Source organism: Actinoplanes sp. M2I2 (assembly GCF_023544445.1).
Classification (GTDB): Bacteria; Actinomycetota; Actinomycetes; order Mycobacteriales; family Micromonosporaceae; genus Actinoplanes.
Genome location: NZ_JALPVJ010000001.1, coordinates 763403 through 790281 on the forward strand (window position 1 = coordinate 763403; position 26879 = coordinate 790281).

The 26879-nt window shown below is 71.0% G+C and carries 29 protein-coding genes and 1 pseudogene; 10 read left to right on the forward strand and 20 right to left on the reverse strand.

The window, feature by feature from the left end:
• Positions 1-165 precede the first annotated feature (165 nt).
• Entirely contained in the window at positions 166-444 is a 279-nt protein-coding gene (locus HJC40_RS03610; protein ID WP_249998159.1) for a hypothetical protein, read from the forward strand.
• A gap of 102 nt (positions 445-546) precedes the next feature.
• Here the strand turns inward: HJC40_RS03610 and HJC40_RS03615 are convergent, their stop codons facing one another.
• The 3 genes from HJC40_RS03615 to HJC40_RS03625 form a co-directional block, all read right to left on the reverse strand.
• On the reverse strand, positions 547-900 hold the full coding sequence (locus HJC40_RS03615; protein ID WP_249998160.1) for an STAS domain-containing protein: 354 nt from the start codon (positions 898-900) through the stop codon (positions 547-549).
• Positions 897-1709 carry an ATP-binding protein gene (locus HJC40_RS03620; protein WP_249998161.1) on the reverse strand — a complete coding sequence of 271 codons (813 nt, stop codon included), beginning with the start codon at positions 1707-1709 and terminating at the stop codon, positions 897-899. Before HJC40_RS03620 ends, HJC40_RS03615 begins: the two co-directional genes overlap by 4 nt.
• Positions 1710-1839: 130 nt before the next feature.
• Complete coding sequence (locus tag HJC40_RS03625; protein ID WP_249998162.1) at positions 1840-2694, reverse strand: endonuclease/exonuclease/phosphatase family protein; 855 nt, start codon at positions 2692-2694, stop codon at positions 1840-1842.
• Positions 2695-2932: 238 nt separating this feature from the next.
• Between HJC40_RS03625 and HJC40_RS03630 the strand changes: the two genes are divergently transcribed.
• On the forward strand, positions 2933-4309 hold the full coding sequence (locus HJC40_RS03630; RefSeq protein ID WP_249998163.1) for a reverse transcriptase family protein: 1377 nt from the start codon (positions 2933-2935) through the stop codon (positions 4307-4309).
• A 143-nt stretch (positions 4310-4452) separates the two neighbouring features.
• On the opposite strand, the gene HJC40_RS03635 is transcribed toward HJC40_RS03630, so the two are convergent.
• The 3 genes from HJC40_RS03635 to HJC40_RS03645 all read right to left on the reverse strand — a co-directional run bounded on the left by HJC40_RS03635 (position 4453) and on the right by HJC40_RS03645 (position 5821).
• Complete coding sequence (locus HJC40_RS03635; protein ID WP_249998164.1) at positions 4453-4638, reverse strand: hypothetical protein; 186 nt, start codon at positions 4636-4638, stop codon at positions 4453-4455.
• Between the two features lie 29 nt (positions 4639-4667).
• Positions 4668-5135: a VOC family protein gene (locus tag HJC40_RS03640; RefSeq protein WP_249998165.1), complete on the reverse strand. Its 468-nt coding sequence runs from the start codon at positions 5133-5135 to the stop codon at positions 4668-4670.
• Between the two features lie 86 nt (positions 5136-5221).
• The gene (locus HJC40_RS03645) at positions 5222-5821 is read right to left on the reverse strand and encodes a hypothetical protein (RefSeq protein ID WP_249998166.1); all 600 of its coding nucleotides are present in this window, start codon (positions 5819-5821) and stop codon (positions 5222-5224) included.
• 177 nt (positions 5822-5998) lie between these two features.
• Between HJC40_RS03645 and HJC40_RS03650 the strand changes: the two genes are divergently transcribed.
• Both HJC40_RS03650 and HJC40_RS03655 read left to right on the forward strand, forming a co-directional pair.
• Entirely contained in the window at positions 5999-6859 is an 861-nt protein-coding gene (locus HJC40_RS03650; RefSeq protein ID WP_249998167.1) for an LLM class flavin-dependent oxidoreductase, read from the forward strand.
• A 1697-nt stretch (positions 6860-8556) separates the two neighbouring features.
• A complete protein-coding gene (locus HJC40_RS03655; RefSeq protein ID WP_249998168.1) occupies positions 8557-8892 on the forward strand; it encodes a hypothetical protein in 336 nt (111 codons plus the stop codon).
• 346 nt (positions 8893-9238) lie between these two features.
• Here the strand turns inward: HJC40_RS03655 and HJC40_RS03660 are convergent, their stop codons facing one another.
• Genes HJC40_RS03660 through HJC40_RS03680 form a run of 5 tightly spaced genes read right to left on the reverse strand, consistent with a single transcriptional unit; the run spans position 9239 to position 13095 of the window.
• Positions 9239-9901: a glycosyltransferase family 2 protein gene (locus HJC40_RS03660; RefSeq protein ID WP_249998169.1), complete on the reverse strand. Its 663-nt coding sequence runs from the start codon at positions 9899-9901 to the stop codon at positions 9239-9241.
• On the reverse strand, positions 9898-10506 hold the full coding sequence (locus tag HJC40_RS03665; protein ID WP_249998170.1) for a trans-aconitate 2-methyltransferase: 609 nt from the start codon (positions 10504-10506) through the stop codon (positions 9898-9900). Before HJC40_RS03665 ends, HJC40_RS03660 begins: the two co-directional genes overlap by 4 nt.
• A complete protein-coding gene (locus tag HJC40_RS03670; protein ID WP_249998171.1) occupies positions 10503-11225 on the reverse strand; it encodes a PIG-L family deacetylase in 723 nt (240 codons plus the stop codon). The genes HJC40_RS03665 and HJC40_RS03670 overlap by 4 nt, the downstream gene beginning before the upstream one ends.
• Positions 11219-12118 carry an acyl-CoA dehydrogenase family protein gene (locus HJC40_RS03675; RefSeq protein WP_249998172.1) on the reverse strand — a complete coding sequence of 300 codons (900 nt, stop codon included), beginning with the start codon at positions 12116-12118 and terminating at the stop codon, positions 11219-11221. The genes HJC40_RS03670 and HJC40_RS03675 overlap by 7 nt, the downstream gene beginning before the upstream one ends.
• Positions 12119-12156: 38 nt before the next feature.
• Entirely contained in the window at positions 12157-13095 is a 939-nt protein-coding gene (locus HJC40_RS03680) for an SDR family NAD(P)-dependent oxidoreductase (protein WP_249998173.1), read from the reverse strand.
• 44 nt (positions 13096-13139) lie between these two features.
• On the opposite strand from HJC40_RS03680, the gene HJC40_RS03685 reads away from it, so the two are divergent.
• Entirely contained in the window at positions 13140-14324 is a 1185-nt protein-coding gene (locus tag HJC40_RS03685; protein WP_249998174.1) for a zinc-dependent alcohol dehydrogenase, read from the forward strand.
• Between the two features lie 79 nt (positions 14325-14403).
• On the opposite strand, the gene HJC40_RS03690 is transcribed toward HJC40_RS03685, so the two are convergent.
• Together HJC40_RS03690 and HJC40_RS03695 are read right to left on the reverse strand one after the other, a co-directional pair.
• The gene (locus HJC40_RS03690; protein WP_249998175.1) at positions 14404-15207 is read right to left on the reverse strand and encodes an SDR family oxidoreductase; all 804 of its coding nucleotides are present in this window, start codon (positions 15205-15207) and stop codon (positions 14404-14406) included.
• Between the two features lie 41 nt (positions 15208-15248).
• Entirely contained in the window at positions 15249-15830 is a 582-nt protein-coding gene (locus tag HJC40_RS03695; RefSeq protein ID WP_249998176.1) for a TetR/AcrR family transcriptional regulator, read from the reverse strand.
• Between the two features lie 336 nt (positions 15831-16166).
• On the opposite strand from HJC40_RS03695, the gene HJC40_RS03700 reads away from it, so the two are divergent.
• Positions 16167-16601 (forward strand): universal stress protein, encoded by a 435-nt coding sequence (locus HJC40_RS03700; protein ID WP_249998177.1) that lies wholly within the window; start codon positions 16167-16169, stop codon positions 16599-16601.
• A gap of 330 nt (positions 16602-16931) precedes the next feature.
• On the opposite strand, the gene HJC40_RS03705 is transcribed toward HJC40_RS03700, so the two are convergent.
• Both HJC40_RS03705 and HJC40_RS03710 read right to left on the reverse strand, forming a co-directional pair.
• Complete coding sequence (locus HJC40_RS03705) at positions 16932-17249, reverse strand: MerR family transcriptional regulator (protein ID WP_249998178.1); 318 nt, start codon at positions 17247-17249, stop codon at positions 16932-16934.
• A 980-nt stretch (positions 17250-18229) separates the two neighbouring features.
• Positions 18230-18676 carry a hypothetical protein gene (locus tag HJC40_RS03710; protein WP_249998179.1) on the reverse strand — a complete coding sequence of 149 codons (447 nt, stop codon included), beginning with the start codon at positions 18674-18676 and terminating at the stop codon, positions 18230-18232.
• Positions 18677-19004: 328 nt separating this feature from the next.
• On the opposite strand from HJC40_RS03710, the gene HJC40_RS03715 reads away from it, so the two are divergent.
• Together HJC40_RS03715 and HJC40_RS03720 are read left to right on the forward strand one after the other, a co-directional pair.
• The gene (locus tag HJC40_RS03715; protein WP_249998180.1) at positions 19005-19748 is read left to right on the forward strand and encodes a DNA-3-methyladenine glycosylase 2 family protein; all 744 of its coding nucleotides are present in this window, start codon (positions 19005-19007) and stop codon (positions 19746-19748) included.
• Positions 19749-20046: 298 nt separating this feature from the next.
• On the forward strand, positions 20047-20463 hold the full coding sequence (locus HJC40_RS03720; protein WP_249998181.1) for an SMI1/KNR4 family protein: 417 nt from the start codon (positions 20047-20049) through the stop codon (positions 20461-20463).
• Here the strand turns inward: HJC40_RS03720 and HJC40_RS03725 are convergent.
• The 5 genes from HJC40_RS03725 to HJC40_RS03745 all read right to left on the reverse strand — a co-directional run bounded on the left by HJC40_RS03725 (position 20450) and on the right by HJC40_RS03745 (position 25143).
• Entirely contained in the window at positions 20450-21262 is an 813-nt protein-coding gene (locus tag HJC40_RS03725) for an ABC transporter ATP-binding protein (protein WP_249998182.1), read from the reverse strand. The two genes, HJC40_RS03720 and HJC40_RS03725, sit on opposite strands and share 14 nt — an antisense overlap.
• A complete protein-coding gene (locus HJC40_RS03730) occupies positions 21259-22284 on the reverse strand; it encodes an iron chelate uptake ABC transporter family permease subunit (RefSeq protein ID WP_249998183.1) in 1026 nt (341 codons plus the stop codon). The genes HJC40_RS03725 and HJC40_RS03730 overlap by 4 nt, the downstream gene beginning before the upstream one ends.
• Positions 22281-23327, reverse strand: coding sequence for an iron ABC transporter permease (locus HJC40_RS03735; protein ID WP_249998184.1), 1047 nt, complete (start codon positions 23325-23327; stop codon positions 22281-22283). The genes HJC40_RS03730 and HJC40_RS03735 overlap by 4 nt, the downstream gene beginning before the upstream one ends.
• Positions 23324-24364: an iron-siderophore ABC transporter substrate-binding protein gene (locus HJC40_RS03740; protein ID WP_249998185.1), complete on the reverse strand. Its 1041-nt coding sequence runs from the start codon at positions 24362-24364 to the stop codon at positions 23324-23326. Before HJC40_RS03740 ends, HJC40_RS03735 begins: the two co-directional genes overlap by 4 nt.
• Positions 24365-24690: 326 nt before the next feature.
• Positions 24691-25143, reverse strand: a complete 453-nt coding sequence (locus tag HJC40_RS03745; protein WP_249998186.1) for a lamin tail domain-containing protein — start codon at positions 25141-25143, stop codon at positions 24691-24693.
• Between the two features lie 266 nt (positions 25144-25409).
• Between HJC40_RS03745 and HJC40_RS03750 the strand changes: the two genes are divergently transcribed.
• Both HJC40_RS03750 and HJC40_RS03755 read left to right on the forward strand, forming a co-directional pair.
• Positions 25410-26429 carry a LacI family DNA-binding transcriptional regulator gene (locus HJC40_RS03750; protein WP_249998187.1) on the forward strand — a complete coding sequence of 340 codons (1020 nt, stop codon included), beginning with the start codon at positions 25410-25412 and terminating at the stop codon, positions 26427-26429.
• A 172-nt stretch (positions 26430-26601) separates the two neighbouring features.
• A pseudogene (locus tag HJC40_RS03755) lies at positions 26602-26879 on the forward strand (carbohydrate ABC transporter permease); the annotation flags it as partial.

Below are 26879 nucleotides of genomic sequence, written 5' to 3' on the forward strand. Positions count from 1 at the left end.
CGTATGCCGGCCCGCGAGCCCGGGGCGCGGGCGTTTCCCGGTACGCGGGAGCACTGCCGGGCGGGCCCGGCCGAGACCGCTCTGACGTGCGACTTCGTCGGCTAACCGACCAGGTCGGGCACGAGTGCTCCGCACTGCCGGGAAAGCCCGTTACGGTTGACTACCATGACGACCTACTCCGGTCCGGCGAGGCTGACCCTCGGCGACGGCACCCTCGTGTCCGGCATGGCTTCACTCAGCACCAATCAGCGCGGCGGCATCGAGGGCTGGGGCGGCACGTTCCGCCCGGATCAGACCAGCGCCGACGTGCGTGAAGCGGGTGACGGCCTGTACCTGGAACTGCCCTACGACCAGGGCGGGACGGTGGCCGTCACCGGTGTCCGCAAGCTGCTCGCCACGCAATTGTTGATGTCACTCACCGGCAGCGGCCCCGCCCCGTTCTGATCTGGTCCTGAGCCGGTGTCCGCACGCCGGCGTCGTTCATCGGCGCCGGCGTGCCTGGAGGTTTCGATACGACAGAGTTTGTTACGACGGCAAGCGAGTCGATCAGGGTGGAGCCGGATCCTCGTGCCGCATCCAGTTCAGAAGCCACGCGACATGCGGTTGCGGGTCGCGAGTGACGCACGGCGAGCCCTGAGCGCCACAGTCGCGTTGCACATCGGCGAGCATGCGAGCCCCCGCGCAGTCGCAGAAATCCAGCCGTGACAGATCAAGAGTGACCCGGCAGGGCGGGTACGAGGCCACGATGCTCGACAGCGAGGCCCGCGCCGTGTGCTGCGTGGCGGTGTCGAGCTCCCCGCAGACCGCGATGGTCAGCATCTCACCGGGCACGGCCGAGGTCACCGTCACGTACGACGCCGGTGAGCCCGCGCTGACCCCGGAGCGGGTGGACATCGTCATGGCGACGTCCGGCGGATCGAGCGCATCGTCGCCCACACCATCTTGCCGTCGTGGGTGGCGACAGCTCCCCAGCCCGCGCACAGCGTGTCGACGATGTCCAGGCCGCCGCGGCAGGGCCGGCCGCTCGCGGACAGCCGGGGCCGCAGCCGGGGCATCCGGGGATCGCCGTCGCGCACCGAGAGATGGAGCCCGGTGGGCCGTCTCCACACGGTGACGGCGATGTCGGTGCCGGCGTGCTGGACGGCGTTGGCGACCAGTTCCGAGACGACCAACCGGGCCGGGTGCCGCAGGTCGGGGAAACCCCAGACCGCGCAGGCCTCGTCGATCAGCTCGCGGGCCGCGCGGGCCGAGTCGCCGCCGGCCGGTCGCCGCCGGGTCAGCTGCAACCAGTCGGTCAGAGGACGGTGACCGGCGACGGCCGAGCGGGCCTTCTCGGTGGTGGGATAGACCGGCACGCTGCGGGTCACGCCGATCCAGCGCAGCCGCTGTGACAACGGCTCGGTCGCCGGCAGGCTCAACGCGACCTGCACAGGCGGTTCCAGAGTGCTGGCCGCCCTTCGCGCGGCCAGCCACAGGGCGGCGCTGGCCGCATGCGGGTCGGCCAGCTGATGCAGTTCCACGATGATCGCTGCGGGGTGCTGGGCGAGGCACTTGCGGAATCCGGCGTACGTCTCGGACGCCATCCGCTTGCTCCAGCGGCCGTGCAGGGACATCTCGATCACGGCGGTGTCGACGTCGCACGTGACCGAAACGCCGGCCCCGGTCTCGTCGTCACCGTAGCCGAGCAGGTGCGGAGGATCCTCGCCCATGGCGCGTCCTTCTCCCGGATTGACCATTGTCGCTGGTCGGTTGGGTCGAAGTCTGGTTCGGTCACCAGGGCGGGTCAATGGGCCGGTGACCGAAGTCCCGGAACTCCACCCGAACGTGGCCGGGCCTGCATCACCCAGCCTGCAGCTCCCCCTCGGGAGGCGGGGCGAGGTCGGCGAAGAGACCGTAGTGATCGCCGGCCACGGTGTGCGCCTGGTCGAAGGTACGGCTGCATTCGAGGACGCGCAGGGTGGGCCCGCCATGCTCGCCGCACCGTACGAGAAGGTGGTCGATCTGCCGGAACGGCCAGTCCCAGTCGGCGCAGTAAGGATTCTCCGGCACGAAGGTCTCTCGTCCGCTGTCGTTCCCGTGCGCGGCGGTCCAGGCATCGCGGTAGCAGACGCTCAGGCCCCCCACCACGTGCAGTCCGCGGAGGAACCGGAGGCTGTCCGCCGCCGGCTCGGCGTCGAGGTCGCCGCTGAGCACCACATGTCCCGGACGCGACCGGAGTTTCTCTTCGACGGCCAGCGCGACCACGCGAGCCTGCAGGGTCCGCTCGTGTTCGTGATCGAGCTGATAGTCGGGGAAATGGTGGACCGACCACACCCGACCGATCGGCGCCGGCACGTGGATCTCCACCAGCAGCGCCGTGCACGCGAAGGCGTGGGTGCGCGCCGTGACGTGCAGGTCGAGCTCGACGACCTCGCCGACCGGCCAGCGGCTGGCCGTGGTGATGCCCCGCCCGTCCGGTTCGCGGGCCTCGGATCGTACGAGGTGGTAGCCGGCGCCCAGGATCTCGCGGGCCTGATCCACGGCGCCCGCCCGGCCCGGGCGGTGCACGGTCTCCTGAAGGGTGACCAGATCGGCTCGCAGACGCCCGAACCCGCGGATCAGATGGTCCCGTCGTTCGGGCCAGTGGGGGCCGGACCCCCAGACGTTGAGGGTGGCGGCCCGCAACCGGTCACCGGGCGGACCGGGCGCGGCCATCAGGGCTCGTCCCCTTGTCGATGCTGGTCACAGGGTCCTCCCGGCGGATGGCGACCGTACGCTTTCCCGCCACGTCCGACCCCTAACGTGCCGGCACGTGATCCGGCGGCAGCCGCGAGCGCCACCAGATGTGGCGCGGATGTCTCTATGCTGTCCGGGTGGCAGCGTGTCCCGAGCTGGCCGTCGCCCGCCGTCACCGGCGGCGAGGGCTCTCCGGGGCAACCCCGGGGACGTTCGATTGACCACCGCAGCTCATCGCCGGCGCGCCTCTGCGCTTCGCGCAGCTCTGCGCAGGCACGACCGGGATTCGTCGGGGCACGCTGCCGCCCGCCCGTGGTACACCCCGCGCCGGCAGCCCCCGTCCCGGGTCGCGGACGCGCTGGCCGACGCCCTGCTGGCCACCGACTGGCAACCCGGGATGATGCTCGCGGCGGTCCGGTCCGTGACCGCGAGCCGCACCCCCGGGGCCCGCCGGCTGGTCGACGCCGTGCTGCTGGCCTATCCGCGCGCACCGGCCGACCGGCCCCGGGAACTGAGCCGGTTCCTGGTGAGCGCGCCCGCGGTGACAGTGCGCCGGGCGGTCATCCGGCGCCGGCTCGTCGCGCCGACCCGGGTCGTACGGATGCGGTGGGGTGCCCCCGCTCTCGGTGATCTGAGCGAGCTCGCCGGGTTCCTCGGGCTCGACGACGGCGCCCTCGACTGGTTCGCCGACCGTCGTGAGATCAACCGGCACGCTCGCGACGAGCGGTTGCGCCACTACCGGTACGTCTGGCGGCCGCACCGGCTGATCGAGGCGCCGAAGCCGCGGATGCGCGCGCTGCAGCGTCAGGTGCTCGACCGGATCCTGTCGGTGGTGCCCGTCCACGACGGCGTCCACGGGTTCGTGCCCGGCCGGGGAACGCACAGCTTCGCCCGGGCCCACGCCGGCCGCCCCGTGCTGATCAGCCTGGACTTGCGGGCGTTCTTCTCCAGCATCACGGCGGCGCGGATCTACGGGCTGTTCCGCGGCATCGGCTATCCCGAGCCGGTCGCCCACGCGCTGACCGCTCTGACCACGACCCGGACGCCGGCTCCGGTCCTGCGCTCGGCGCCCGACCCGTATCTGGCCGCGCTGCTGCGCCGCCCGCATCTGCCGCAGGGGGCGCCGACGTCACCCGCCCTGGCCAACCTGTGTGCCTTCCGGCTGGACCGGCGACTGAGCGGGCTCGCCGGCCGGTTCGGCGTCGCCTACGCGCGGTACGCCGACGACCTGGCCTTCTCGGGCGCGCTCGACACCACCCGCATCGACCGTTTGGTCACGCTGGCCGGCGAGATCGCCCACGAGGAAGGCTTCCGGGTCCATCCCGGCAAGACCCGGGTCCGGCGGCAGTCCCAGCGCCAGCTGCTGACCGGCCTGGTGGTCAACACCGGCCCGGCCGGGCCCCGCGAAGAGTACGACCGCCTGCGGGCCGTCCTGCACGACGCGGCCACCCACGGGCTCGCCGAGGCCAACCGCGACGGCCACCCCGACTTCGCCGCCCACCTGGCCGGCCGGGTCGCGTGGATGTCCCAGGGCCGTCCGGCCCGCGCCGCCAAGCTGGGCGAGCTGCTCGCCCGGGCGCTGGCCACGCCCTGACCGGCCGATCGGCGGCCATCCGGTCCGGGCTCACTTCACCAACCCTCGCGCGACGGGCAGCGACGACACCATCCATCTCGAGCTCGAGCGGTTGATCAACGCCGCGCCGAGGGGCTCGGCCATCCGCGGCGCCATCCGTTCGCTCAGACGGACACGATCGTCACCCGGCTCAACGACGCGACACCGGACGGGAACTGCCGGCTGCGCATCGGGATGTCGTTCGTCACGGCCGGCCGTCCCGGGCTCACCAGCCTGGTCAAGCGTTTCAAGTCGGCCGGCTGCCAGGGCTGGGTGGTCGTCGGCACCACGGCCGACGGCGGGATCACCATGACCCGCAAACTTCCCCTGTACGTAGCAGTCAGGCGGTCTCCTGGGCGAGGCCGACGATGATGCCCTCCGGCCCCCGGACGTAACAGAGCCGGTAGCCCGAGTCGACGCCGGGATCGCCCTCCTCGTGCTGATACGTCACCAGCTCACCGACGAGCTCGGCGCCGTGGACGCGCAGGCGGGCGATCACGGCGTCGATGTCGTCGACGGCGAACATCACGCGCCGCAGACCCAGCGTGTTGGCCGGCGCGTCCTTCGGCTCGGGCCTGATCGCTTGCGGCTGCTGGAACCGGGCCAGCTCGATGCGTCCGGGAGCGTCCGGGATCCGCAGCATGGCGACCTCCTGGCGGACGTCGTCGATCCCGATGACCCGTTCCACCCAGCGTCCCTCGATCGGGGCCCGGCCCTCGAGCTCCATGCCGAGCTCGACGAAGAACGCGATGACCGCGTCCAGGTCCTCGACCACGATCAGGACGTTGTCCATCCGGCGGATCGCCATGCTGTCTCCTCGATGTCGTACGGCCACCGTGACCGCTTGCACGCCGGGGACGAAGCCGCCACGCCGTTCTCGACATCAGGTCCGTCTCAGACCACAGTCACGTTCACCTGCGCGGTGTCGACCATCGGGTAGGCCTCACCCGCGTACCGCAGGGTGGTGACCCGGGTGTCCAGCGGAATCAGGAACGCCACGGCTGACCGGGCCGTCTGGCGGGGGTTGAAGTCGACAGTGTCCCCACCGGACGAATCCCGGTTCTGGTAGTGCGTGACGCCCGTACCGACCCATCGGGTGAAGGCGTCGTCCTCGGAGAACTCGACCCCGGTGGCGTCCAGCGCGGTCACCGCCGGATTGTGCTGAGCCTTCTTCCGGCCGCTGTTGACGATCGTCAGCTGCGCGGTGCAGAGCTGGTGACCGGGTTCCACCGCCGGCTGTGGATCGGCGAACTGGCCGTACCGTTCGGCCGCCGCCTTCCGGCCCAGCTCGACGTCGCCGGCCGTGTCCTTGCCGCAGCGGAAGCTCGTGACCGTGGCGGTGATGCTGTGCTGCTCCTTGCTCGAGTCGTCGGTCCAGGCCACCGTGAACGGCGTGTTCAGCGCGACGGTCCGGACGGTCCCGGCCCAGGCGGGGGTGGTGGCGGCCAGACCGGTGAGGGTCAGCAGGCCGGCCGCGGCGGTTCGCATCTTCATGGCACGTCTCCGTGGTCTCGTACGGGTCAGGACCACGATCGCCGCCGGCCGTGCCGGACACGGGGCAACGGCCGAACGTCCACCTACCGTGAAGCCGATCGCGGCGCCACCGAGCCGGCTGGCTCGTGACCTTCGCCGACGGCGCCCCCAACCGAGACTGATGATTATGATCGCCGCATGACCGAGCTCTCCGTCCTCGTGCTGCCCGACCGCCACCCCACCAGCACCTTCCTCGCCGAGGTGGTCGAGGCCGAGCGGGCCGGGGTGCGCACGGTCTGGACGTACGACCACCTGACCTGGCCCCTGCTGCGGGACAACCCCTGGTACGGCTGTGTGCCGCTGCTGGCCGCGGCCGCCGGCGCCACCGAGCGGGTCCGCCTGGGCGTGCAGGTGGCCACGCCCAACTACCGCCACCCGGTGCCGTTCGCCAAGGAGCTGATGACGCTCGACCAGCTCAGCGGCGGCCGCCTCGAGGTCGGCCTGGGCGCCGGCACGGAAAGCCTGGACGCCCTCGTGCTCGGCGACCCACCGCTCACCCCCCGCGAACGCCTGGACCGCTTCGCCGAATGGATCGGCCTGCTCGACAAGCTGCTGGTCGAACCGATCGTCACCACCCACGGCGACCGCTACAGCGCGATCGACGCCCACCAGCTCCCCGGCTGCGTCCAGACCCCGCGCGTGCCGTTCACCGTGGCCGGCACCGGCCCGCGCTCGCTGCGCCTGGTCGCCCAGCACGGCCAGGCCTGGGTCACCTACGGCCCGTACGGTCCCGCGGTGTCCCCCGACGACTGGTTCGCCGCGCTGCGCAAGCAGTCCCGCCAGCTCGACGAGGTGCTCGAGGGCCGCCGGATCCGCCGCATCGTCAACGTGGGCCTCGAGTCGTACTGGCCTTTCGAAAGCCGCGACCGCTACGCCGACACCACCGGCCGCCTGGCCGAACTGGGCTTCGACGAAGTGAGCGTCCACTGGCCCCGCCCCGACGGCCGAGGCGTTCCCGCCAAGTCCCTGCCCGACGTCCTGGCGGTCCACGGCCTCTGAGCCCACCCCGACCCGCCGCCCGGCCCGAGCCCGCCGTTCCGGCGGAGCCTGCCGTCCGGCTGAGCCCGTCGTCCGTGGCTGTTGTCGGCACGCAACGGTGTTTGCTCGGTGCTCGGTGCTCGGTGCGTTTCGGATTGCGGCGATGCGCTCGTCGACTGGGGAGTGTGTCGTGCGCTGATATCGCCGCCGAGTCCCGCCGTGCCGGGCGCAGTCGATGCGCTTTGTTCTTCGACCGGCGTGGGACACGGGTGCCGCAGACTGCCCTCGTCGGAATCGGCGTGACGGTCGATGATCGTTGTAGCGGGACACCCGCCAGATCGGGCGGAAGCAAGTGGTTGGGAAGGCGTCGATCGCCGTGCTGTGATGGCCGGATATGGGCATGGCCGGACGAGCGCGGGCGCGAACCGCAGGCGCTGGACCGAGGTGTCTCGCTGGTGACGATTCGGCAGGGCGTGATACGCCGAGGCGAATATCTGTTCTTCGCCGCCGCCGTCGTTTCGCCGGTTCGAGGTGACGGCCTCAAGGAAAGCGGCAGCATACGAAGTAGTGGCGGCTTGGAGGCCGGATGGGTCGAGTAGGGCAAGGCGGCGAGGCCTTCACCTCTACATCCGGCATTCGAATTCGGCTGGTGCGCCATCGTCGGCTCAGGCGCGGCTGACGTTGGTCGCCGCGTAGCGCCATTCAGTGGTGTAGCGGTTGGTCGCGCAGCGGTCGACCGCGGGGATGGCGATGGCGGGGAAGCGGGCGGTTGTGAACTGAGTAGCGGTTGAGGCACAACGTTGGAGCAGGCGCCGGGTGTGCGGTGCCCTCCATGGCCGCCGGGGCGGGGCGATGTCGGTTGCGCGGAAGCGGCTTGCGGAGCGGGCGCGTTGCTCATGGCGGCCGGCTTTGAGGCGGGACCTGTTGGCCGCGGGCGGGCCAGCTTCTCGGCTTGCGGAGCGGGCATGTTGCTCATGGCGGCCGGCTTTGAGGCGGGACCTGTTGGCCGCGGGCGGGCCAGCTTCTCGGCTTGCGGAGCGGGCATGTTGCTCATGGCGGCCGGCTTTGAGGCGGGACCTGTTGGCCGCGGGCGGGCCAGCTTCTCGGCTTGCGGAGCGGGCATGTTGCTCATGGCGGCCGGCTTTGAGGCGGGACCTGTTGGCCGCGGGCGGGCCAGCTTCTCGGCTTGCGGAGCGGGCATGTTGCTCATGGCGGCCGGCTTTGAGGCGGGACCTGTTGGCCGCGGGCGGGCCAGCTTCTCGGCTTGCGGAGCGGGCGCGTTGCTCATGGCGGCCGGCTTCGAGGCCGGACCTGTTGGCCGCAGGCGGGCCAACTTCTCGGCGTGGCGCCGGGTAAGGCCCCATGCGCGGTGCCGGGCATGCTCGCGGCGGAATATTTCGCCCTGCGGTGAATAGCTGTGCGATGCCGTCCGATCACGCATTACTGCCAATTGAGCTGAGGTGAACAATTGCAGCTGCCGCATCGCACAATTATCCCGCTGATCCGGCTTTCGAGCATGTGTTGATCATGCCAAATAGTGCGTTGCCGTTGCCGTTGCCGTTGCCGTTGCCGTTGCCGTTGCCGTTGCCGTTGCCGTTGTCCGGTATCCAGGAATGCGTGCAAAGCAGCATTTCCGACAAGCAACATAGGCGCCGCGTTTCACGAGCCGTCGCGAATTCCGACAATCGTGGCCCTCTATTTATCAGAAGATAAGGCACATGACGATCTCGTTCGGTATTCACGGCAACAGCCAGTTGGCGGTGGCCGCATCGCAGGGCGGCAAGGTGTTGCACGCGGCGAGGCCCGACTCGCACATGACGCTCCACGACGGTGCTGGCCGGCGTTTCGGTGGCGGCGGAGTGCTCGACGTCGGCGGCGGACCCGGGGACAGAAAGCGCGTCGACCACAACGCGTGCCCGGCTCAACCGCGTGCCCGGCTCAACCGCGTGCCCGGCTCAACCGCGTGCCCGGCTCAACCGCGTGCCCGGCTCAACCGCGTGCCCGGCTCAACCGCGTGCCCGGCTCAACCGCGTGCCCGGCTCGAGCTGTCGTAGCGACCGCCTCGGTGATCATGCGAGCAGCGGCCGAGCGCGGGCTGACAGCCATGCTGGAACTCGTTCACACCTGAAGCAGGATCGGCAGGGCCAGCCCTGACCGGGATCACGCCGGTACACCAAGGAAAGCGGACCATTCCGGAGCGCACGCCAACCCGGCGTCGTCCGGGAAGGGCCAGGTCAATCGGGCCCGGCGCCTGTCTGCTGGACAGCGGGGGAGAAGGCCTGGCTGCTCTGGCGGCTAGGGAAGGGTCTGACTGTTCTGGTGAACCGGAGGGGTCTGACCAGTTCTGGCGGCCGGCGGAAAAGCCCGACCCTTCAGGTGACCAAAAACAGGCCCGACCGTTCAGGCGGCCAGGGGTGAGGCCAGACCGTTGAGGTACGACGAGAAGCCGAGCGGAGCCCGCCCGTCCGGCCGGGCGCTGGTCACCACCGGGCAGGTCGCGTCCGCGACCACCCGGCGGCCGGCCGCTCGTACCCGCTCGATCAGGTCGCGGTCCTCGTCGTGGTCCATGGGCTGGAAACCGCCCACAGCCACGTAAGCCTCGGCCGAGACGCCCAGGTTGGCCCCGTGGACGTGGGCGTCCGTGCCGGCGTACCGGGTGTCGTAGAGGCCGGGCAGCGCGGCCGGCCAGCCCGCCCAGTCGTCGACCAGGACCGTGCCGGCCAGCAGGTCCGCGCCGGCCGAGGCGTGGGCCAGGTGCCACAGCAGCCACTCGGGAGCTACGCGGCTGTCGGCGTCCGTGGTGGTCAGCCACAGGCCTTCGGGGCCGTCGCGCAGGGCGTGGGCCATGCCGGCGGCGCGGGCGCGGCCGACGTTGCGGGCGTCGAGTCGCAGCACTGTCGCGCCGGAGGTGGCGGCCACGGCGGTGGTGTCGTCGGTGCAGGCGTCGGCGACGACGATGATTTCGACGGGGACGGGGGCTGTCGCTTCGGCGAGGCTGGTCAGGCAGGCGGGCAGCAGTTCTTGTTCGTTGTGGGCGGGGACGATGACGGCGATCCGGTTCATGCGAGCCCCTCGCGCTGGGCCACCGAGAAGGCCTCGGGCGGCGTACGGGTGTAGACCTCGAGCAGGAAGTCGGGTTCCTCGTGCCGCGCCTGCCGGGCCAGGCCGGGGGCGGCGGCGATCCGCGCGTGCACCTCGTCGCCGGGGCGGGCGTGTTCGTCGACCGGGCGGCGCCAGTGCACGGCGACCAGGTCGCCGCCGGGCTCCAGGGAGCCGACCGCGCGGTCGATCAGGGTTGTCAGGTCGTGATCGTCGAAGTAGTAGCCGAGTTCGGAGAGCACGATCAGGTCGAACGTCTCGTCCGGCCAGTCCGCCGGCATGCTCGCGGCGCGCACGGTGACGTGGGGGAACGCGGCGAGGTGCTGAGCGGCCGTGGCCACGGCCGCCGGGACGGCGTCGACCGACAGCAGGCGGTCGCAGCGTTCGGCCAGCCGGGCCGTGAGCATGCCGGTGGAGCAGCCGGGCTCGAACCCGGACCGGTAGCGGCGGCGGGTGAGCGAGTCCGCCGTGAGCGCGTGCTTCCGGGCGTCGTACCAGCGGGTGGCGAAGCTCCACGGGTCGCTGCTCCGGGCGTACATGTCCTCGAAGTAGCCCGTCGGGGTGCTCATCGGAAGACCACTTCGAACGGGCGGGCGAAGCGGGCCAGCACGTGCGGGGGCAGGATCGCGGCGTCGGCCGGCTCCGGGCCCAGCGGCGCGATCTGGCTGGGGAAGGCGGCGATCGCCGCGGCCTTGGCCGCCCGGGCGGCCGGGGTCAGGTCGATCCGGTACGCCCGGTGCCAGGGCACGCGAGGGTCGTCGGGGGTGGCCCAGTGCCACGTCCAGATCGGGTACTCCAGCAGGACCGCGCCGGTGGCCTCGCACGCGCGGGCCGCGGCCCGGCCGACCGCCTCGTGGTCGGGGTGACCGTCGTCGCGCCAGGTCGCCAGGCACCAGCGTCCCGGCGTCAGCAGTCCGGTGAGGGCTTCGGCCACCGCGTCCTCGTCGATCTTGCCGTCGGGCTGGCCGAGCCGGTGTACGGGCGCGTCACCCAGACCGAGGCGGCGCAACGCTTCCGCGGTCTCGGCACGGCGGATCGCGGCCAGCTCGGCCTGCGTGTGCACGGTGGAACCGGGGTGGGAGGCCTCGCCGTCGGTCACGGCGACCAGTTCGGCGGCGTCCAGCATCGCCATCAGGCCGGCCACTCCCAGGATCTCGTCGTCGGGATGCGGCGCGACGATCAGTGGCGCGACGGCGGCGTCGAGCGGCAGGGCCGGCCACCGGGTTGTTGCCGGCCAGTCCCGCCACGTCTGCTCGGCGGTGCCCTCACCGACGATCGGCGTCACCACGGCGACTCCTCGAGGACCAGGCGGCCGAGCTGCTCGAGGTTGGCCTCGGCGTGGCTCTGCCGCAGATAGACGGTGAGGTCGGCGACCCGGTGGGCGTGCCGTTCGTCGCGGCACAGCGGTCCGGCGCCCAGCGCCCGGCCGACCCGGTCGAGGACTTCGGTGGCGGCACCCTCGACGGTGGCCCGCACCCGCAGCGCGAGCCGGTGCTGGATCGCGGTCGGGTCGGCGTCGATGATCGCGGCCGCCTCGAGGAGCACGGCCCGGGCGGAGCCGAGCGCGACATCGACCGCGCCCAGGTGGGCCAGCGCGTGCGGGTCGTCCTTGCCCGCGGCGTGCAGGGCGTCGGCGATGCCCAGGGCGCCGCCGTACCAGCATGCGGCCACGCCGATGCCGCCGTGCCAGAAGCCGGGCCTGTTCACGTACTCCCCGGGGTGGCCGACGGGCCGGGCCGGCGCGTCGGTGAACCGGATCGTGCGGCTGTCGCTGCCCGCCATGCCCACGGCGGGCCAGGTGCCGTCGAGCGGCACGGCGTACGGCGCCTCGTTGGCCACCGCGAACAGCCGGATGCCGTCCTCGGCCTCGGCGGTAACCAGCGCGTGCGTGCACCACCCGGCGCCGGAGCACCAGGGCCGCTCGCCGCTGACCCGCCACCGGTCGCCGTCCCGGACGGCTCGCAACGTCCGTGGCGCCGCGGCCCACACGCCCCAGCGCTCGCCGTCCACCGGCGGGCCGTCGTCACCCAGTTCGGCCCGGATGGCGACAGCGTCCGCGTGACCCTCGCCCAGCCGGGCGACCACCGGGCCGGTGCGGCCGAGGTCGGCCAGCCCGCGGAATCTTTCTGCCGTGGCACCCTTGCCGGGTAGCGGCAGATCTGTTGCTTCGATCTTGAGCACGGCTCAGTGATACCCGGGCGGCCCCGGGATATGCCCAGCTATTTGCGAGGGAGCAAACGTCTCACCGAGGCCGCCGTCACCAGGGCTCCGGCCGCCACCACGGCGCCGACCTGGGCCCGGGTCCACCGGCCGGGGCCGCCCTCGACGCGCGGCTTCGGCCCGAAGACGTTCCCGTCGTTCGGGGCGATCCGGCGCCGGGACAGGCCGCCCCGCTCCATCAGCGGCGTGACCAGAGCGTCGTACAGCGGGGGGAAGGCGTTGAAGCCGAACTCGATCAGGCGGTTGGCCGCTCCGACCGAAACCTCCGGCCGCGGCTTGGCGGCCTGCTTGAGCACCTTGGCGGCGACACGTTCGGCCGAGTCGACCGGCGGCGGCGGACGGCCGACGAAGCCCGCGTAGTTCGCCGCGCTGGTGTAGATCGAGGTGTCGACGCTGCCGGGCGCCACCCCGCAGACGTGGATGTGCCGCGCGTCCCGGGTCTCCTGCTGCAGGATCCGCACCAGACCGCGCAGGCCCCACTTCGCGGTCACGTAGGCCGACATGTACGGCACCGCGACGTGGGCCAGCAGCGAGCCGACCAGGATGAGCGTGCCGTGGCCCTGCGCGCGGAACTGCCGCAGCGCGGTGCGCGCGACGTTGGCCGTACCGAGCAGGTCGGTGCCGACGACGCGCTCGAACACCTCGGGCGGCAGGTCCTCAAACTTCCCGTACGCCATGACCGCGGCCGAGTCGACCCAGACGTCGATCCGCCCGTACCGGTCGACCGCGGCCTTCTGCAGCGCTTCCAGATCGGCCCGGCTGGTGATGTCGGTCGGGACGACCAACGGGTCGTTGCCGCAGGCCTCGGCCACCGCGGACAGGGCCTCCTCGCTGCGGGCGGCCAGCACCACCCGGTCACCGCGCCGGGCGAAGGCGAGGGCCGAGGCCCGGCCGATGCCGCTCGACGCACCGGTCAGGACCACTACACGTGAACTCATGAACGGACTGCATACCCTCGCAGTCGCCGGGTATCCGGAGACATATGCGTGCATTGACATGGCAAGGAACCGGCAAGGTCAGCGTCGAGACCGTCCCCGACCCGGTGATCCAGGAACCGACCGATGCGATCGTACGAATGACCTCCACCGCGATCTGCGGGTCCGACCTTCACCTGTACGACGTTCTCGGCATGTACCTGGACGCCGGCGACATCCTCGGGCACGAGCCGATGGGCATCGTCGAGGCGGTCGGCGCCGAGGTCACCCACATCAAGCCCGGGGACCGGGTGGTGATCCCGTTCAACATCTCGTGCGGGCACTGCTTCTTCTGCCGCAAGGGTTTCTACGCCCAGTGTGAGACGACCCAGGTCAAGGATCAGGGCAAGGGCGCCTCGCTGTTCGGCTACACCAAGCTCTACGGCCAGGTCCCGGGCGGCCAGGCCGAGTACCTGCGGGTGCCGCAGGCCCACTTCGGGCCGATCAAGGTGCCCGACCACCACCCCGACGAGCGCTACCTGTTCCTCTCGGACGTGCTGACCACGTCATGGCAGGCCGCCCAGTGGGCCGACATCGAGCCCGGCAGCACGGTGCTGGTGACCGGTCTGGGCCCGATCGGCCAGATGTGCGCGCGGATCGCCCGCCACCTCGGCGCGGAGCGCGTCATCGCCGTCGACAGCGTGCCCGAGCGCAACGCGATGGCCGAGCGGCACGGCATCGAGGTGCTGGACTTCGACAAGGTCGACGACATCGGAGCAGCCGTCCGCGACATGACGCACGGTCGCGGCGCCGACTCGGTCATCGAGGCCGTCGGCATGGAGGCGCACGGCACCCCGTTCCAGTCCGCGGCCATGAAGGCGGCCGGCATGCTGCCCGACGCGCTGGCCCGCAAGGCCACCGAGACGTTCGGCGTCGACCGGATGGCCGCGCTGCGGACGGCGTTCGACTCCGTCCGGCGGGCCGGCACAATCTCGATCATCGGCGTGTACGGCGGCGAGGCCGACCCGTTCCCGATGATGGACCTGTTCGACAAGGGCGTCACCATGCGGATGGGTCAGGCCCACGTCAAGCACTGGGTCGACGACATCCTGCCCCTGCTGACCGGCGACGACGACCCGCTGGGGGTCGACGACCTGACCACGCACCGCCTCCCGCTCGAGGAGGCCCCGCACGGCTACGAGATGTTCAAGAAGAAGGAAGACGGCTGCATCAAGGTGGTTCTCAAGCCGTAATCGGCTGTAGCCAACTTGTGTAGTCGATGCGGGGCCGCCTGAATCAGGCGGCCCCGCAGACATTGTCCTCGCCGACCGATTACTTGTCGGCCGAGCCCGGCTCCGCCATCTTGCGGTGCATCTCGGCCTTGGCCTTGTCGGGCATCACCTTCGACGCCGCCCCCTGGACCTTGGTCTTCACGGAGCCGGCCACCACCTTCTCCTTGTCCTTCATCAGGGCGTCGAAGCCCTGCTTGGCCACCACGGCCGGGTCGTCCTTCTTGCTCGCGCCGACGCGGGTGTCGTCCATGTCGGCCCGGTGGAAGAAGTTGGTGTCCGTCGGGCCGGGCATCAGCGAGGTGACGGTGACGCCGGTGTCCTTGAGCTCGGCCCGCAGCGCCTCGGCGAACGACTGCACGAACGACTTCGAGGCGTTGTAGACGGCCTGGTAGGTGCCGGGCATGGTGGACGCGATCGACGAGGTGAACAGCACCTGCCCCGAGTCGCGGGCGACCATGTCGGGCAGCACGCGCTTGGCCAGGTGCACGGTCGACGTGACGTTCACGTCGATCACGTTCAGCTCGTCGGCCAGCGGGGTCTCGCGGACGAAGTCGCCGCCGATGCCGCGGCCCGCGTTGAGCGCGATGGCGTCGATCGGCCGGCCGGTCTCCAGGACAGCGGCGTAGACCGCCTCGACGCCGTCGAACTGCGCCAGGTCCGCGCGTACGGCGACGACCTGGTTCTGCCCGTCGCGGCGCAGCGCGGTCGCCGCCTCCTCGATGGCGTCGTCCTCCGCGGCGATCAGCAGGTCGTAGCCGTGTTCGGCGAACTGCCGGGCGAGCTCGAACCCGATCCCGCTGGACGCGCCGGTGACTACTGCGAACGGATTCATCGTCGATGTCATGAAACGGGGGTGCCCCGCCTCGGCCGGGTTAATCGCGTCGCTCAGACGCGCGAGGCGACCTCGTCCAGCAGGAAGCCGACCAGCTTGCGGGCATGCGCCGCGCTCCCGTCGGGCGGGGCGGTCAGCGCGTGCATCATGGCCCCGCCGATCAGCGTCTCGAGCAGCAGCGTGACCGACACCGCGGGGGAGAGCTCACCCCGGCTCATGCCGCGGCGGACGATCGCCCGGGCGGCCAGGGTCTGCGCCTTGCGGGTGGCCGCGTAGTTCTCGGCGACGCCGGGGATGGCGCGGCCCTCGAGCATGAGGCGGATGGCCGCCCGGCTGGACGGGCCGGCGTAGACGTCGAGGATCTGGGTCGCCAGCTCGTTCAGATCGCCGCGCAGCGTGCCGGTGTCGACGTCGCTGACGTGCGGCAGGCTGACCCGCAGCGCGTGGGTGAGCAGGGCCTCCTTGGTGCTCCAGCGCAGATAGAGCGAGGCCTTGCCGACGCCGGCCCGGCGGGCCACGGCCTCCATGGCGAAACCGGCCCAGCCGGCCTCGCCGAACAGGTCCATCGCGGCGCGGGCGATGCGCCGATCGACCTCCGGATCGCGCGGCCGGCCGGGTGTCGAAGTCACGGTCACCGCATGTCCCCCACATTGCTGAACGGTAACCGTAACGATACACTGAGGATAGAGAACGGGCAGCGTTCAGTAACTCGGTGAGTCTTCACATCTCGGTGTGTCCGCGGATCTTGGCAGGTCTTCGAGTGCTCGAATTTGGCGGCGTTCAGATTTCGCGGCGTCAGGTCCAGCGGCGTCAGGTCGCGGGGTTCAGATCTCGCGGGGTTCAGATCTCGCGGGGTTCAGGTCTTGCGGTTTCAGGTCTTGCGGTTTCAGGTCTTGCGGTTTCAGGTCTTGCGGTTTCGGGTCTTGCGGTTTCAGGTCTTGCGGCGTTCAGGGATGAGCGTGGAGGAAGTCATGAGGGACGGTCCCGGCACGATTCTGGTCGGCGTCGACGGCTCCACGTCCTCGTTACGCGCGGGGGCGTACGCGCTCGGCCTCGCCCGCCGCCAGGGCAGCCGGCTGGTCGTCGTCTACGTCCGCACCCTGCCGTCCGCGCTGCTGCCGCTGGCCGACACCGGGGGAGCGATCGCCACGGTGATCGACACCCAGGACGCGGTCGAGCGCGAGCTGCGCGAGGCCTTCGCCGAGCGCATCCAGGACCTGGGCCTCGACGCCCGCCTGGTGGTCCGGGCCGGCGAGCCCTACACCGAACTGTGCGACGCCGCCCGCCAGGTCCGGGCCGACGCGGTCATCGTCGGCCGCTCGGCCAACGTGCTGCATCGGGTGGCCGGCTCGATCGGCTCCAAACTCGTCCGCTGCGGCCGCTGGCCGGTCACCGTAGTGCCGTAACGCTGCGGCGCCCGTGCCAAACGGCGGTACGGCTATTCGCGCTGCCGGTGCCGGCTTTGGTGATGTGAGGGCTGTGGTGCCCGGGCTTCGCAACGCCAGATCCACCAGCAGGCTGGCCAGCCGCTCGCGCACCTTCGCCTTGGCGCCACCACGCTGTGGTGCCGTGACCGCTGTGGTCCCGTGCCGGCTGCATTGCCCCGTGCTGGGTGTGGTGCCGCGGCGGGTGTGATGGTCAGCACCCGGGTCGGCACCACGGCCACGTCGGGAAACTCGATCCAGGGCACAGGGGACGGGGCGGCTGAATGGGCCGTACCCGTCGCGGAGCTGCCGTCAGGCGCCGGCTTCCTGCTGGCGCCGGTAGCTCTCGTTCTGTCGGAGGGCTTCCTCGAGCTGATCCTCGAGGATGATGATCCGGCACGCGGCCTCCAGGGCGGTGCCCTGCTCGACCATCTCCCGGGCGCGCGCGGCCAGGCGCAACTGGTAGCGGGAGTAGCGGCGGTGTCCGCCGGCCGACCGGAACGGTTTGATCAGTTTCGCCTCGTCGAGCCGCCGCAGAAAGTCCTGCGAAGCGCCGGTGATCTCCGCGGCGCGGCCCATCGTGTAGGCGGGGTAGTCGTCGTCGCCGAACATGTCGTCGGATTGGGCCATACACATCTCTCCGTGAACGAGGGCCCCGGCGCGAAGCGCCGGGGCCCAGGGTTGCGGGTCAAGAACACCATCTACCGACTGGTTCGTCGGATTGTCGTATCCGCATCTGCCGCCGTCGGCGGCACAGGATGCGAGGATCGCATAAGCGTGACCGGAGACCACCTTTCGTGCGATGGAAACTGCGGTGACCGCCCCAGGCTTGAAAACTGTGCCCTGGTAGCGGGCGATCCAACGGTGTCGAGCCCTCCCTTTCCTCTGCTTCCATGTGCGGTGTTGCTGATACTGCTGCCCGCCGGTGGCGAAGCCCCACGCGTTTCATGGCCTCACGCACGTGCGACGAACTCTGTTCCTTGCTTTCCGTGCTGTCGTTCCTTGCTGACTTACTCGGTAGTGCTTTCTTGCTTCTCCGTGCTGTGTTGCTGTCTTACTTTCGTGCCGTGGTGCTCTGTCGTACTGCAGGCGGTGCTCGATGGTGCCACCGCTGTGCCGAGCGAGCCACGAAGTGGATCCGGGCCCTGCGTAACGCTCGGTCTGCGTCGTCAGCGTGTTTGACTGACCTCGTCTCTCAACACCAGGAACATTACCGGGCTCTGCCAAGAAAGTCTAGTGACTTCGACCCAGATTTTTTCGGGCGTGCCGCGAGACTTGAAACCGTCGATCGATCGGGCGGTACGGCCCGGTCATCCGAGTCGATCTTGCGGCCCGGCAGCGCGGTCGGTCGGGTGAGTCAGCGGACGGCGCGGGCGGTCGGTCGGGCGAGTCAGCGGACGGCGCGGGCGGTCGGTCGGGCGAGTCAGCGGACGGCGCGGGCGGTCGGTCGGGCGAGTCAGCGGACGGCGCGGGTTGTTGTGCGGCGCTGCGGCGCGGCGCGGGTTGTTGTGCGGGGGCTGCATTGGCAGCGCGGTCGTGTAGGCCCGCTGTGCGTGTCGCTGTGCGGCCGGTTGCAGAGCGCGGCCGCGTGCGTTGGTTGCGCGGCTCGGTCACGCCGACGGAGGGGCCGGCGGTTGTGCGGGCCGTGTCGCGAGGCGATCGTGCGGCGCGGTCCCGCCCATCCCCGCCACCAGCAGAACCGCCACGCTTCCCGGAGCGTTTGTGCGGTGCGTGGCGCGCGGGTTCGCTGTTCGCGTGGTTTCGAGGGACGTTTCGGGGAGCGGCCGTGCGGTGCCGTCTCGCGGACAGGTGTGCGGCGTGGTCTTGCGCGGACGGGCGTGCGGGGTGGTCTTGCGCGGACCGTTGTGCGGCGTGGTCTTGCGCGGACAGGTGTGCGGCGTGGTCTTGCGCGGACAGGTGTGCGGCGTGGTCTTGCGCGGACGGGCGTGCGGGGTGGTCTTGCGCGGACCGTTGTGCGGCGTGGTCTTGCGCGGACAGGTGTGCGGCGTGGTCTTGCGCGGCGGTTGTGCGGCGTGGTCTTGCGCGGCGCGATGCATGGCGGGCCCGCGGGGGTTGGTTGAGCGGGCCGGCTTCGCGGGAGGGTTGGTCGGCGCGCTGCGCGGTTGGGTTCGCGCGACGTTGCGCGGGCCGGCTGTGCGGTGCGGTCTCGTGAGACGGTTTTGTGGTGCGGGTTGTAGGAGCCGCTGTGGGCTGGACGCGGCGATCGGCCGGCTCGTGCCCCCCGGATCTGGCCGACCAGCCCGAGATGCCCGGGACGCCCGAGACGCCGACGGTGGCCCGGCCCGAGAGTGCGGCGCTGAATGGGGTGCGGCGCGGCTGGGCGTCGGCGCGGTCGTCCCGCTCCCGACGCTTATCGTGGGCCGGGTGAACGACGGGCGCACCACCCTGGGCCGCATGAGCGAGGCGGATCTGCGCCGCGGCGTCGACGAGCTCGCTCGCCGGGAGCCGGTCTTCGCCGGCGTCGTGGCGCGGCACGGGATGCCGCCGACGTGGGAGCGGCCGCCGGGGATGGCTTCTCTTCTGCACATCATGTTGGAGCAGCAGGTGTCGCTGGCGTCGGCGCGGGCCACGTTCGACCGCCTCCGGGTGATCGCGGATCCGCTCACGGCCGGCAACCTCTTGAAGCTCGACGACGTTCAGTTGCGGACGGCCGGGTTCAGCCGGCAGAAGGCGCGGTATGCCCGGGCGGTGGCCGGCGCGGTGGTGGACGGCTCGCTCGATTTCGAGGCCCTGTCCGATCTGGCCGACGACGAGGTGGACGCCCGCCTGCAAGCGGTGCCGGGTATCGGCCCGTGGACGTCGGCCATCTATCGCCTCTCGGCGCTGGGCCGGCCGGACGCGTGGCCGTCCGGCGACCTGGCCGTGATCGCCGGGATCGCCGCGCTGTGGCAGCTGCCGTCGTTGCCCACGCCGGCCGAGACCGTCGTGCGGGCCGAGGCCTGGCGCCCGTGGCGCGCGGTGGCCGCCCGCCTGATCTGGCAGGAGTACCTGGCCGCGCGGGCCGGCAAGGGCGATGCTCAGAAGCGAGCTCGCGGAGGCGTTCCTCAGAAACGAGCCCGCGAAGGCCGTCCTCAAGAGAAAGAAGAAAGCCCGCGCAGGCGGTGCTGAGTGTGAGCTCGAGGAGGCCGGTCCGGGGAGTGAGCTCGGCAAGGCCGGTCTCAGGAGTGTGTTCGTCGAGGCGGTCCGAAGAATGAGCTGCAGTGGCGGTTCCAGCGCCGAGTTCGCGGAGAGCAGTCCAGGAAATGAGCCCTCGGCGGGCCGGTGCGGGCGGCTGGTCGCCTGCGGGGACGCCACCGGACGAGGGCCGTCCTGGCGGCGATCCTGGAACCGGCCTTTGCCGAATTGATAGAGACTCGGCGCGGAAGCGACGCGAGGCTGCGGGCCAAAAGAATGCGACAATTCGGACATGGTTCTCACTGACTGGCACCGCTTGTTGAAGACGGCCGAGGGCTTCCAGCTGCGGCCGGGCGCTACCGAAGAGAACCTGGCCGCGTACGAGAAGCAGCTCGAAGCCTGCTTCCCGCTCCAGCTCAGAAAGCTGTATCTGGTCAGCGACGGCGTCTTCGACGAGCGCGGGCGGTGGTTCGTCATCTGGCCGCTGTCCGAGCTGCCGTGGCGCAACCAGCACGACTGGGGCAAGGACGGCGCCCGCCGGTGCGAGCTGGTCGCCTTCGGTGACGACGGCACCGGGGCGCCCTTCTGCGTGCCCCGCGACGGCGGACCCGGCGTGTTCGTCTGGGACCCGCTGACCGCCGCCCCGCAGTGGCTGGCCAACGACGTCGGCGACTTCTGGAGCGGCCGGTCGCTGCCTATGTTCCGCTGAGCGCGACGTGGTGCCGGCCGAGCGGCAGCATCAGCGGCTTGCCCGAGGTCGGGTCGGTGATGACCTGACTGTCCAGGCCGAACACGGCCCGCACGCATTCGCGGGTCAGGACCTCTTCCGGTACGCCCGCGGCGTACAGCCGGCCGTCGGCCAGGGCGATCAGGTGGTCGGCGTACCGGGCCGCCATGTTCAGGTCGTGCAGGACCATCACGATCGTCGTGCCGCGGTCGCGGTTCAGGTCGGTGAGCAGGTCGAGCACCTCGACCTGGTGGCTGACGTCCAGGAACGTCGTGGGCTCGTCGAGCAGCAGCAGGTCGGTCCGCTGGGCCAGGGCCATCGCGATCCACACCCGCTGGCGCTGGCCGCCCGACAGCTCGTCGACCGAGCGGTCGGCCAGGTCGGCCGTGTGGGTCGCGTCCAGGGCCGCGGCCACCGCCTCGTCGTCCTCGCGGCTCCACCGCGACAGCAGCCGCTGGTGCGGGTTGCGGCCCCGGCCGACCAGGTCCGAGACGGTGATGCCTTCGGGGGCGACCGGCGACTGGGGGAGCAGCCCGAGCGTACGGGCCAGCTCCTTGGCCGGCAGGCGGTGCACCGCCCGGCCGTCCAGCAGCACGTGACCGGCCCGCGGGGTGAGCAGACGCGACATCGACCGCAGCAGGGTCGACTTGCCGCACGCGTTGGCCCCGACGATGGCCGTGATCCGCCCCGGCGGCACCACCAGGTCGAGCGACTCGATCACGGTCCGGTCGCCGTAGCCGAGCTTCAGGGAGGAGACCTCGAGCGAATGGGTAGCGGTCACAGGGAGCCTCCCGCGCGGTTGGTGCGGATGAGCAGATAGACGAGGTAGGGCGCGCCGAGCACGCCGGTGACGACGCCGACGGGGTAGCGGATGTCGAACGCGTACTGGCCGATCAGGTCGGCCACCAGCACGAGCAGCGCGCCGACCAGCCCGGCCGGGACGAGCAGCGACCCGGCCGAGCCGAGGATGCGGGCGGCGATCGGGCCGGACAGGAAGGCCACGAACGCGATCGGCCCGGTGGCGGCGGTGGCGAAGGCCAGGAGGCCGACGGCGGCGACGATCACCACGATGCGGGTGCGTTCCAGCCGTACGCCCAGGGCCGCCGCGGTGTCGTCGCCGAGCTGCAGCATGAACAGGTTGCGGGCCTGCCCCAGCAGCAGTGGCCCGAGCACGACCAGGGCCAGCGCCACCTGCGCGGTCTCGTCCCAGGTGGCGCCGTTCAGGCTGCCGGTCAACCAGCGCTGGGCCTGCTGCAGGTCCCACTGGGCGGCCTGGCTCAGGACGTACGCGGTGGCGCTGTCCAGCATCGCGGCGATGCCGATGCCGATCAGGATCAGCCGGGTGCCGGCCACCCCGTCGCGGAACGACAGCGTGTAGACGATGATGGCCACGGCCAGCCCGGCCCCGATCGCGAACGCCGAAACGCCGGTCTCGCCCAGCCCGAGCACCACGATCGCGAACGCCGCGGCCGCGCTCGCGCCCGAGGTGATGCCGATGACGTCGGGGCTGGCCAGGGGGTTGCGCAGCATGGTCTGGAAGGTGACCCCGCCGATCCCGAAGCAGAACCCGGCCAGCGCGGCCAGCGTCGCCCGGGGCAGCCGCAGCTCGCCCACGGTGAACGACGCGCCCGGCACGGTCTCGCCGAGGAGCACGTCGAGGATGTCCCGCGGCGGGTAGAAGGTCTCGCCGACCATCAGCGAGACCGCGTAGGCCACGACGACGAGCAGGGCGAGCACCCCGAGGACGGAGCCCCGGCGGCGGGACCGGCGGACCCGGTTGTCGATGACGGCCTGGAGGGTCACAGCTCCCGCACCTTCTGCCGCCGGACGATGTGGATGAAGAACGGCGCGCCGACCAGCGCGGTGATGATGCCGACGTCGATCTCCTGCGGGCGCGCGACGACCCGGCCGAGCACGTCGGCCGCGGTCAGCAGGGCCGCGCCGGCCAGGGCCGAGGAGGGCAGCAGCCAGCGGTGGTCGAGGCCGACGAGCAGCCGGCAGAAGTGGGGGACGACCAGGCCCACGAAGGCGATCGGCCCGGCGACGGCGGTGGCCGCGCCGCACAGCAGCACGGCGCCCAGGGCGGCCACCGCGCGGACGACGGGCACCCGTTCGCCCAGCCCGGCCGCGAGGTCGTCGCCCAGGGCCAGCGAGTTGAGCGCCTTGGCCGACAGCAGGGAGACCGCGAAACCCACGACCAGGAACGGCAGCACGTGCCGCAGGCTGTCGTAGCTGGCGCCGCCGACCCCGCCGATCAACCAGGACTGGAACCCGGTGGCGATGTCGCTCCGGGGCAGCACGAACGCGCTGATCAGCGAGGCCAGCGCGGCGGAGATGGCCGCGCCGGCCAGGGCCAGCTTCAGCGGCGTCGCTCCGCCGCGGCCGAGCGAGCCCACGGCGTACACGAAGACGGCCGCGACCGCCGCGCCCAGGATGGCCACCCAGATGAAGCCCGCGGCCGACGACAGGCCGAACGAGACGATGCCGGTGACCACCGCGAGCGAGGCGCCCATGTTGACGCCGAGGATGCCCGGGTCGGCCAGCGGGTTGCGGGTCACCCCCTGCATGACCGCGCCGGCCAGGCCGAGCGCCGCGCCGACGAGGACGGCCAGGAACGTGCGCGGGATGCGCTTGACCACGGCGGCCTGACCGAGGTTGTCGTCCTGGCCCTGCACGCCGGCCACGAGGTCGGGCCAGCCGACGATGCGCGAGCCGAACGCGACCGACGCGAGCATCAGCAGCGCGAGCACGGCCAGGCCGGCGAGCAGCCAGAGCGTACGTACCCGGGCCGGGTGCCGCCGGCGAGCGGCGGGGCCCGGCCCGGGACGGGAGGCGAGTTGCGTCATGACACCTTGTCGGCGGCGGCGGCCAGCAGGTTGACGTAGTCGTTGAGCACGAACGGGATGGCCAGGACGGTCGGGTTGGCGGCCGTCGCGAGCGGGGTGCTGCCGACCAGGCTGACCACGGAACCGCGCTTGATCGCCGGGATCTTGGACAGCAGCGGGTCCTTCTGCAGGTTGGCCAGCATCTTCTCGTTGTCGGCGTACATGACGATGACGTCGACGTCGTCGAACGCCTGGATCTGCTCCGCGCTCTGGTTGAGCGTGAACTGGTCGGTGCCCGCGGACGCCTTCTCCACCACATCGGCGATCTTCAGCCCCAGGTCGCTGAAGAACTGGGTCCGGGTGTCGTGCGAGGTGTAGTAGCCGATCTTGCTCAGGTCGGTCGGGTCGATGTGCGTCACGAACATCGTCTGCTTGCCGGCCAGCTGCGGTTTGGTGGCGGCCGCCTCCTTCATCGCCTTCTCGGTGCTCGCGATGAGCTCGTTGCCCTGCGCCTCGAGGCCGAGGGCCTGGCTGGAGAGCTTGACGATGTCGCGCCACGGGGTCGCCCAGGGCGCGTCCGGGTACGCGACGACCGGCGCGATCTTGCTGAGGGTGTCGTAGTCCTGCTGCGTCAGCCCCGAGTAGGTGGCCAGGATGACGTCCGGCTTGGTGTTGGCGACCGCCTCGAACGCGATGCCGTCGGTCTCGTCGAACATGACCGGGGTCTGCCCGCCGAGCTCCTTGATCTTCTGACCGACCCAGGGCAGCATGCCGTCGCCGTCGTCGTCACCGAAGTTGGCCTTGGCCATGCCCACCGGGACGACGCCCAGAGCCAGCGGCACCTCGTGGTTCTCCCACTGCACGGTGGCCACGCGCTCGGGCTTCTTCTCGATGGTGGTCGTGCCGAGCTTGTGCTTGATCGTGATCGGGAACGAGGTGGTCGCGGCCGAGCTGCCGCCGGCCGCCGGCTCGTCGGTCTCGTCGCCGCCACCGCAGGCGGTGAGGGCCAGGGCGGCGGCGGTGGCTACAGCAGCCGCCAGCAAACGGTGAGCGCGCATGCGCCGGACTCCAGTTCTGCAAACTTCAACTAAGGGGTGCCTAACCTAACATCGATTCTGGGGGCAGTGGCCGGCGCGGGCAACTCAAGGGCGCAGGTCACGGCCGTTCAGGGGCCCCGCTCGGCGCGTCCGGCGATCTGCTAAAGCGCTCCCCGACGGGTCCGGAGAACGCGAAACGGCCCGGACCGTCAGGTCCGGGCCGTTGTGTTCGGGCCGTTGTGTTCGGGCCGTTGTGTTCGGGCCGTTGTGTTCGGGCCGTTGTGTTCGGGCCGTTGTGTTCGGGCCGTTGTGTTCAGGCCGTTGTGTTCGGGCCGTGGTGTTCCGGGTCAGCAGTTGGTCGCGGTGCCCTTGCCGAAGGTGCACGAGTTGATCGTCTTGCCGGTGGCGCTGCGCAGGATCGCCGTGTCGCCGGTGTTGTTCCAGATGTAGGCGCCCGAACCCCAGTAGCGGTCGGTGGCGGCCGGCTTGCCGTCGGTGCCCTTGCCGGTGTGGACAGTCACCGACTTGCCGGGATTCAGCACGTACGAACCGAACTTGTAGATGTGGTTGGCGGTGTCGCGCACCGTGAAGTCCTTGAGCTGGATGGCCTTCTTGGTGCTGTTGGAGAGCCGGAACCATTCCCCGTTCAGGCTGACGTTGCTGCGGGTGTCCGACCCGGGCGAGTCGTAGTTGATCCGGCTGAAGTACACCGGAGCCTCGGCCGCCTGGGCCGGGGTGGCCACGACGACACCCAGCAGGGACGCCGCGACCGAGACCGCGACAACGAACTTCTTCTTCACCCTGTCTGCCTTCCACAATGTACGGAGCGACTTGATCGCGTCCCACTCGACGGCGTGGACGCGCGAAGACGGTTCGGCCGTGATTCTGGCATTGTTCTTCGCCCAGGGAGCCGGGCGCCCGAGATCCGCCCGGAACGTCACTCCGGGGCAGTACCCGGGCTTCACCGGTCGGCATCGGGGTGGCCATGCTTCTCGAAGGGTGAGGGTTGCCGCAGACGTCGAAAGTGTTGCGATACTGCTTTCGGTCGTTGTCGAAGGGGGTCGCCGTGGCTCGGGAGTCGTCACCGCAGCGCGCGACGCTGGCCGCCGTCGCGCGGGAGGCGGGCGTGTCCGTCCCGACCGTCTCCAAGGTCGTCAACGGCCGCACCGACGTGGCGCCCGAGACGCGGGCCCGCATCGAGACGCTGCTGGTGCGGCACGGCTACATCGCCCGGGGGGCGGGCGGGGCGCAGCCCGTGGGCCGCACGGTCGATGTGGTCTTCGACGCCATGCAGACGCCGAACAACCTCGACATCCTGCACGGCGCGCTCGAAGCGGCGGCGGCCGAGGAGGTCGACGTCGTCGTGGGCACCGTCCCGGCCGACCCGCTGGGGGCCGCCTGGGCCCGGCGCATGGCCTCGGCCCGCCGCGAGGGCCTGATCCTGGTCACCTCGGACATCAACTCGCAGCAGGCGCGCCACTTCGCCGAGCAGCGCATCCCGGTGGTGACGATCGACCCCGTCAACCTGCCCAGCGCCGACCTGCCCAGCGTGGGAGCCACCAACTTCAACGGCGGCATGGCGGCGACCACCCACCTGCTCGACCTGGGGCACCGCCGCATCGCCTTCATCGAGGGGCCGCCCGGGGCCATGGTCGCGATCGCCCGGCTCCACGGCTATCACGCCGCGCTGGCCCAGCGCGGGCTGACCAGCGACCCCGAGCTGATGATGGCCGGCCCGTTCACCTTCGACACCGGCTTCACCGCCGCCCTGGAGCTGCTCGGGCGGGACCCCCGGCCGAGCGCGCTGTTCGCCTCGAACGACGGGCAGGCGCTCGGGGCCATCGAGGCCGTCCGCACGCTTGGCCTGCGCGTGCCCGAGGACGTCAGTATCGTCGGCTTCGACGACATCTCGGCTGCTCAGTGGTCGGCGCCGCCGCTGACGACCGTACGGCAGCCGTTCGCCGAGATGGGCCGGGTCGCCATGCGCCGGCTGCTGCGGCTGATCGCGGGGGAGGAGCTGGCGTCACCGCGGATCGAGCTGGCGACCCAGCTGATCATCCGGAAGTCGACCGCCCCGGCGCGGTAGCAGGCCGGCCGGTCCGGCCCCTCGGTCGAGCGTCGAAAGTTTTCGAAGCCTTGACATGACGTTTTCGCAATTTTACGTTAACGCGAGCTTGTCTACTCGGCCGCGAGGGGGGAACCCGACGCGCCGGTGGCCGGGCCGGACGGACGGACCGGAGCCGACGGAAGGGGCTGACATGGCGCGCCTGCTTCGACTCAACTGGTTCGGCGGTTCGTTCGGCTGGCTGTGGCTCCTGGTCGTGATGATCCCGCTGTACTGGATCGTCATCACGAGTTTCAAGACCCAGGCGAACTACTTCATCACCAACCCGCTGGCTCCGCCGACCAATCTGACGTTCGAGAACTACACGACGGTCGTGGAGAACGACTTCATCCGGTACTTCCTCAACAGTGCCGTGGTGACGCTGGGTGCGGTGCTCCCGGCTGTGCTGATCAGTTTCATGGCGGCGTACGC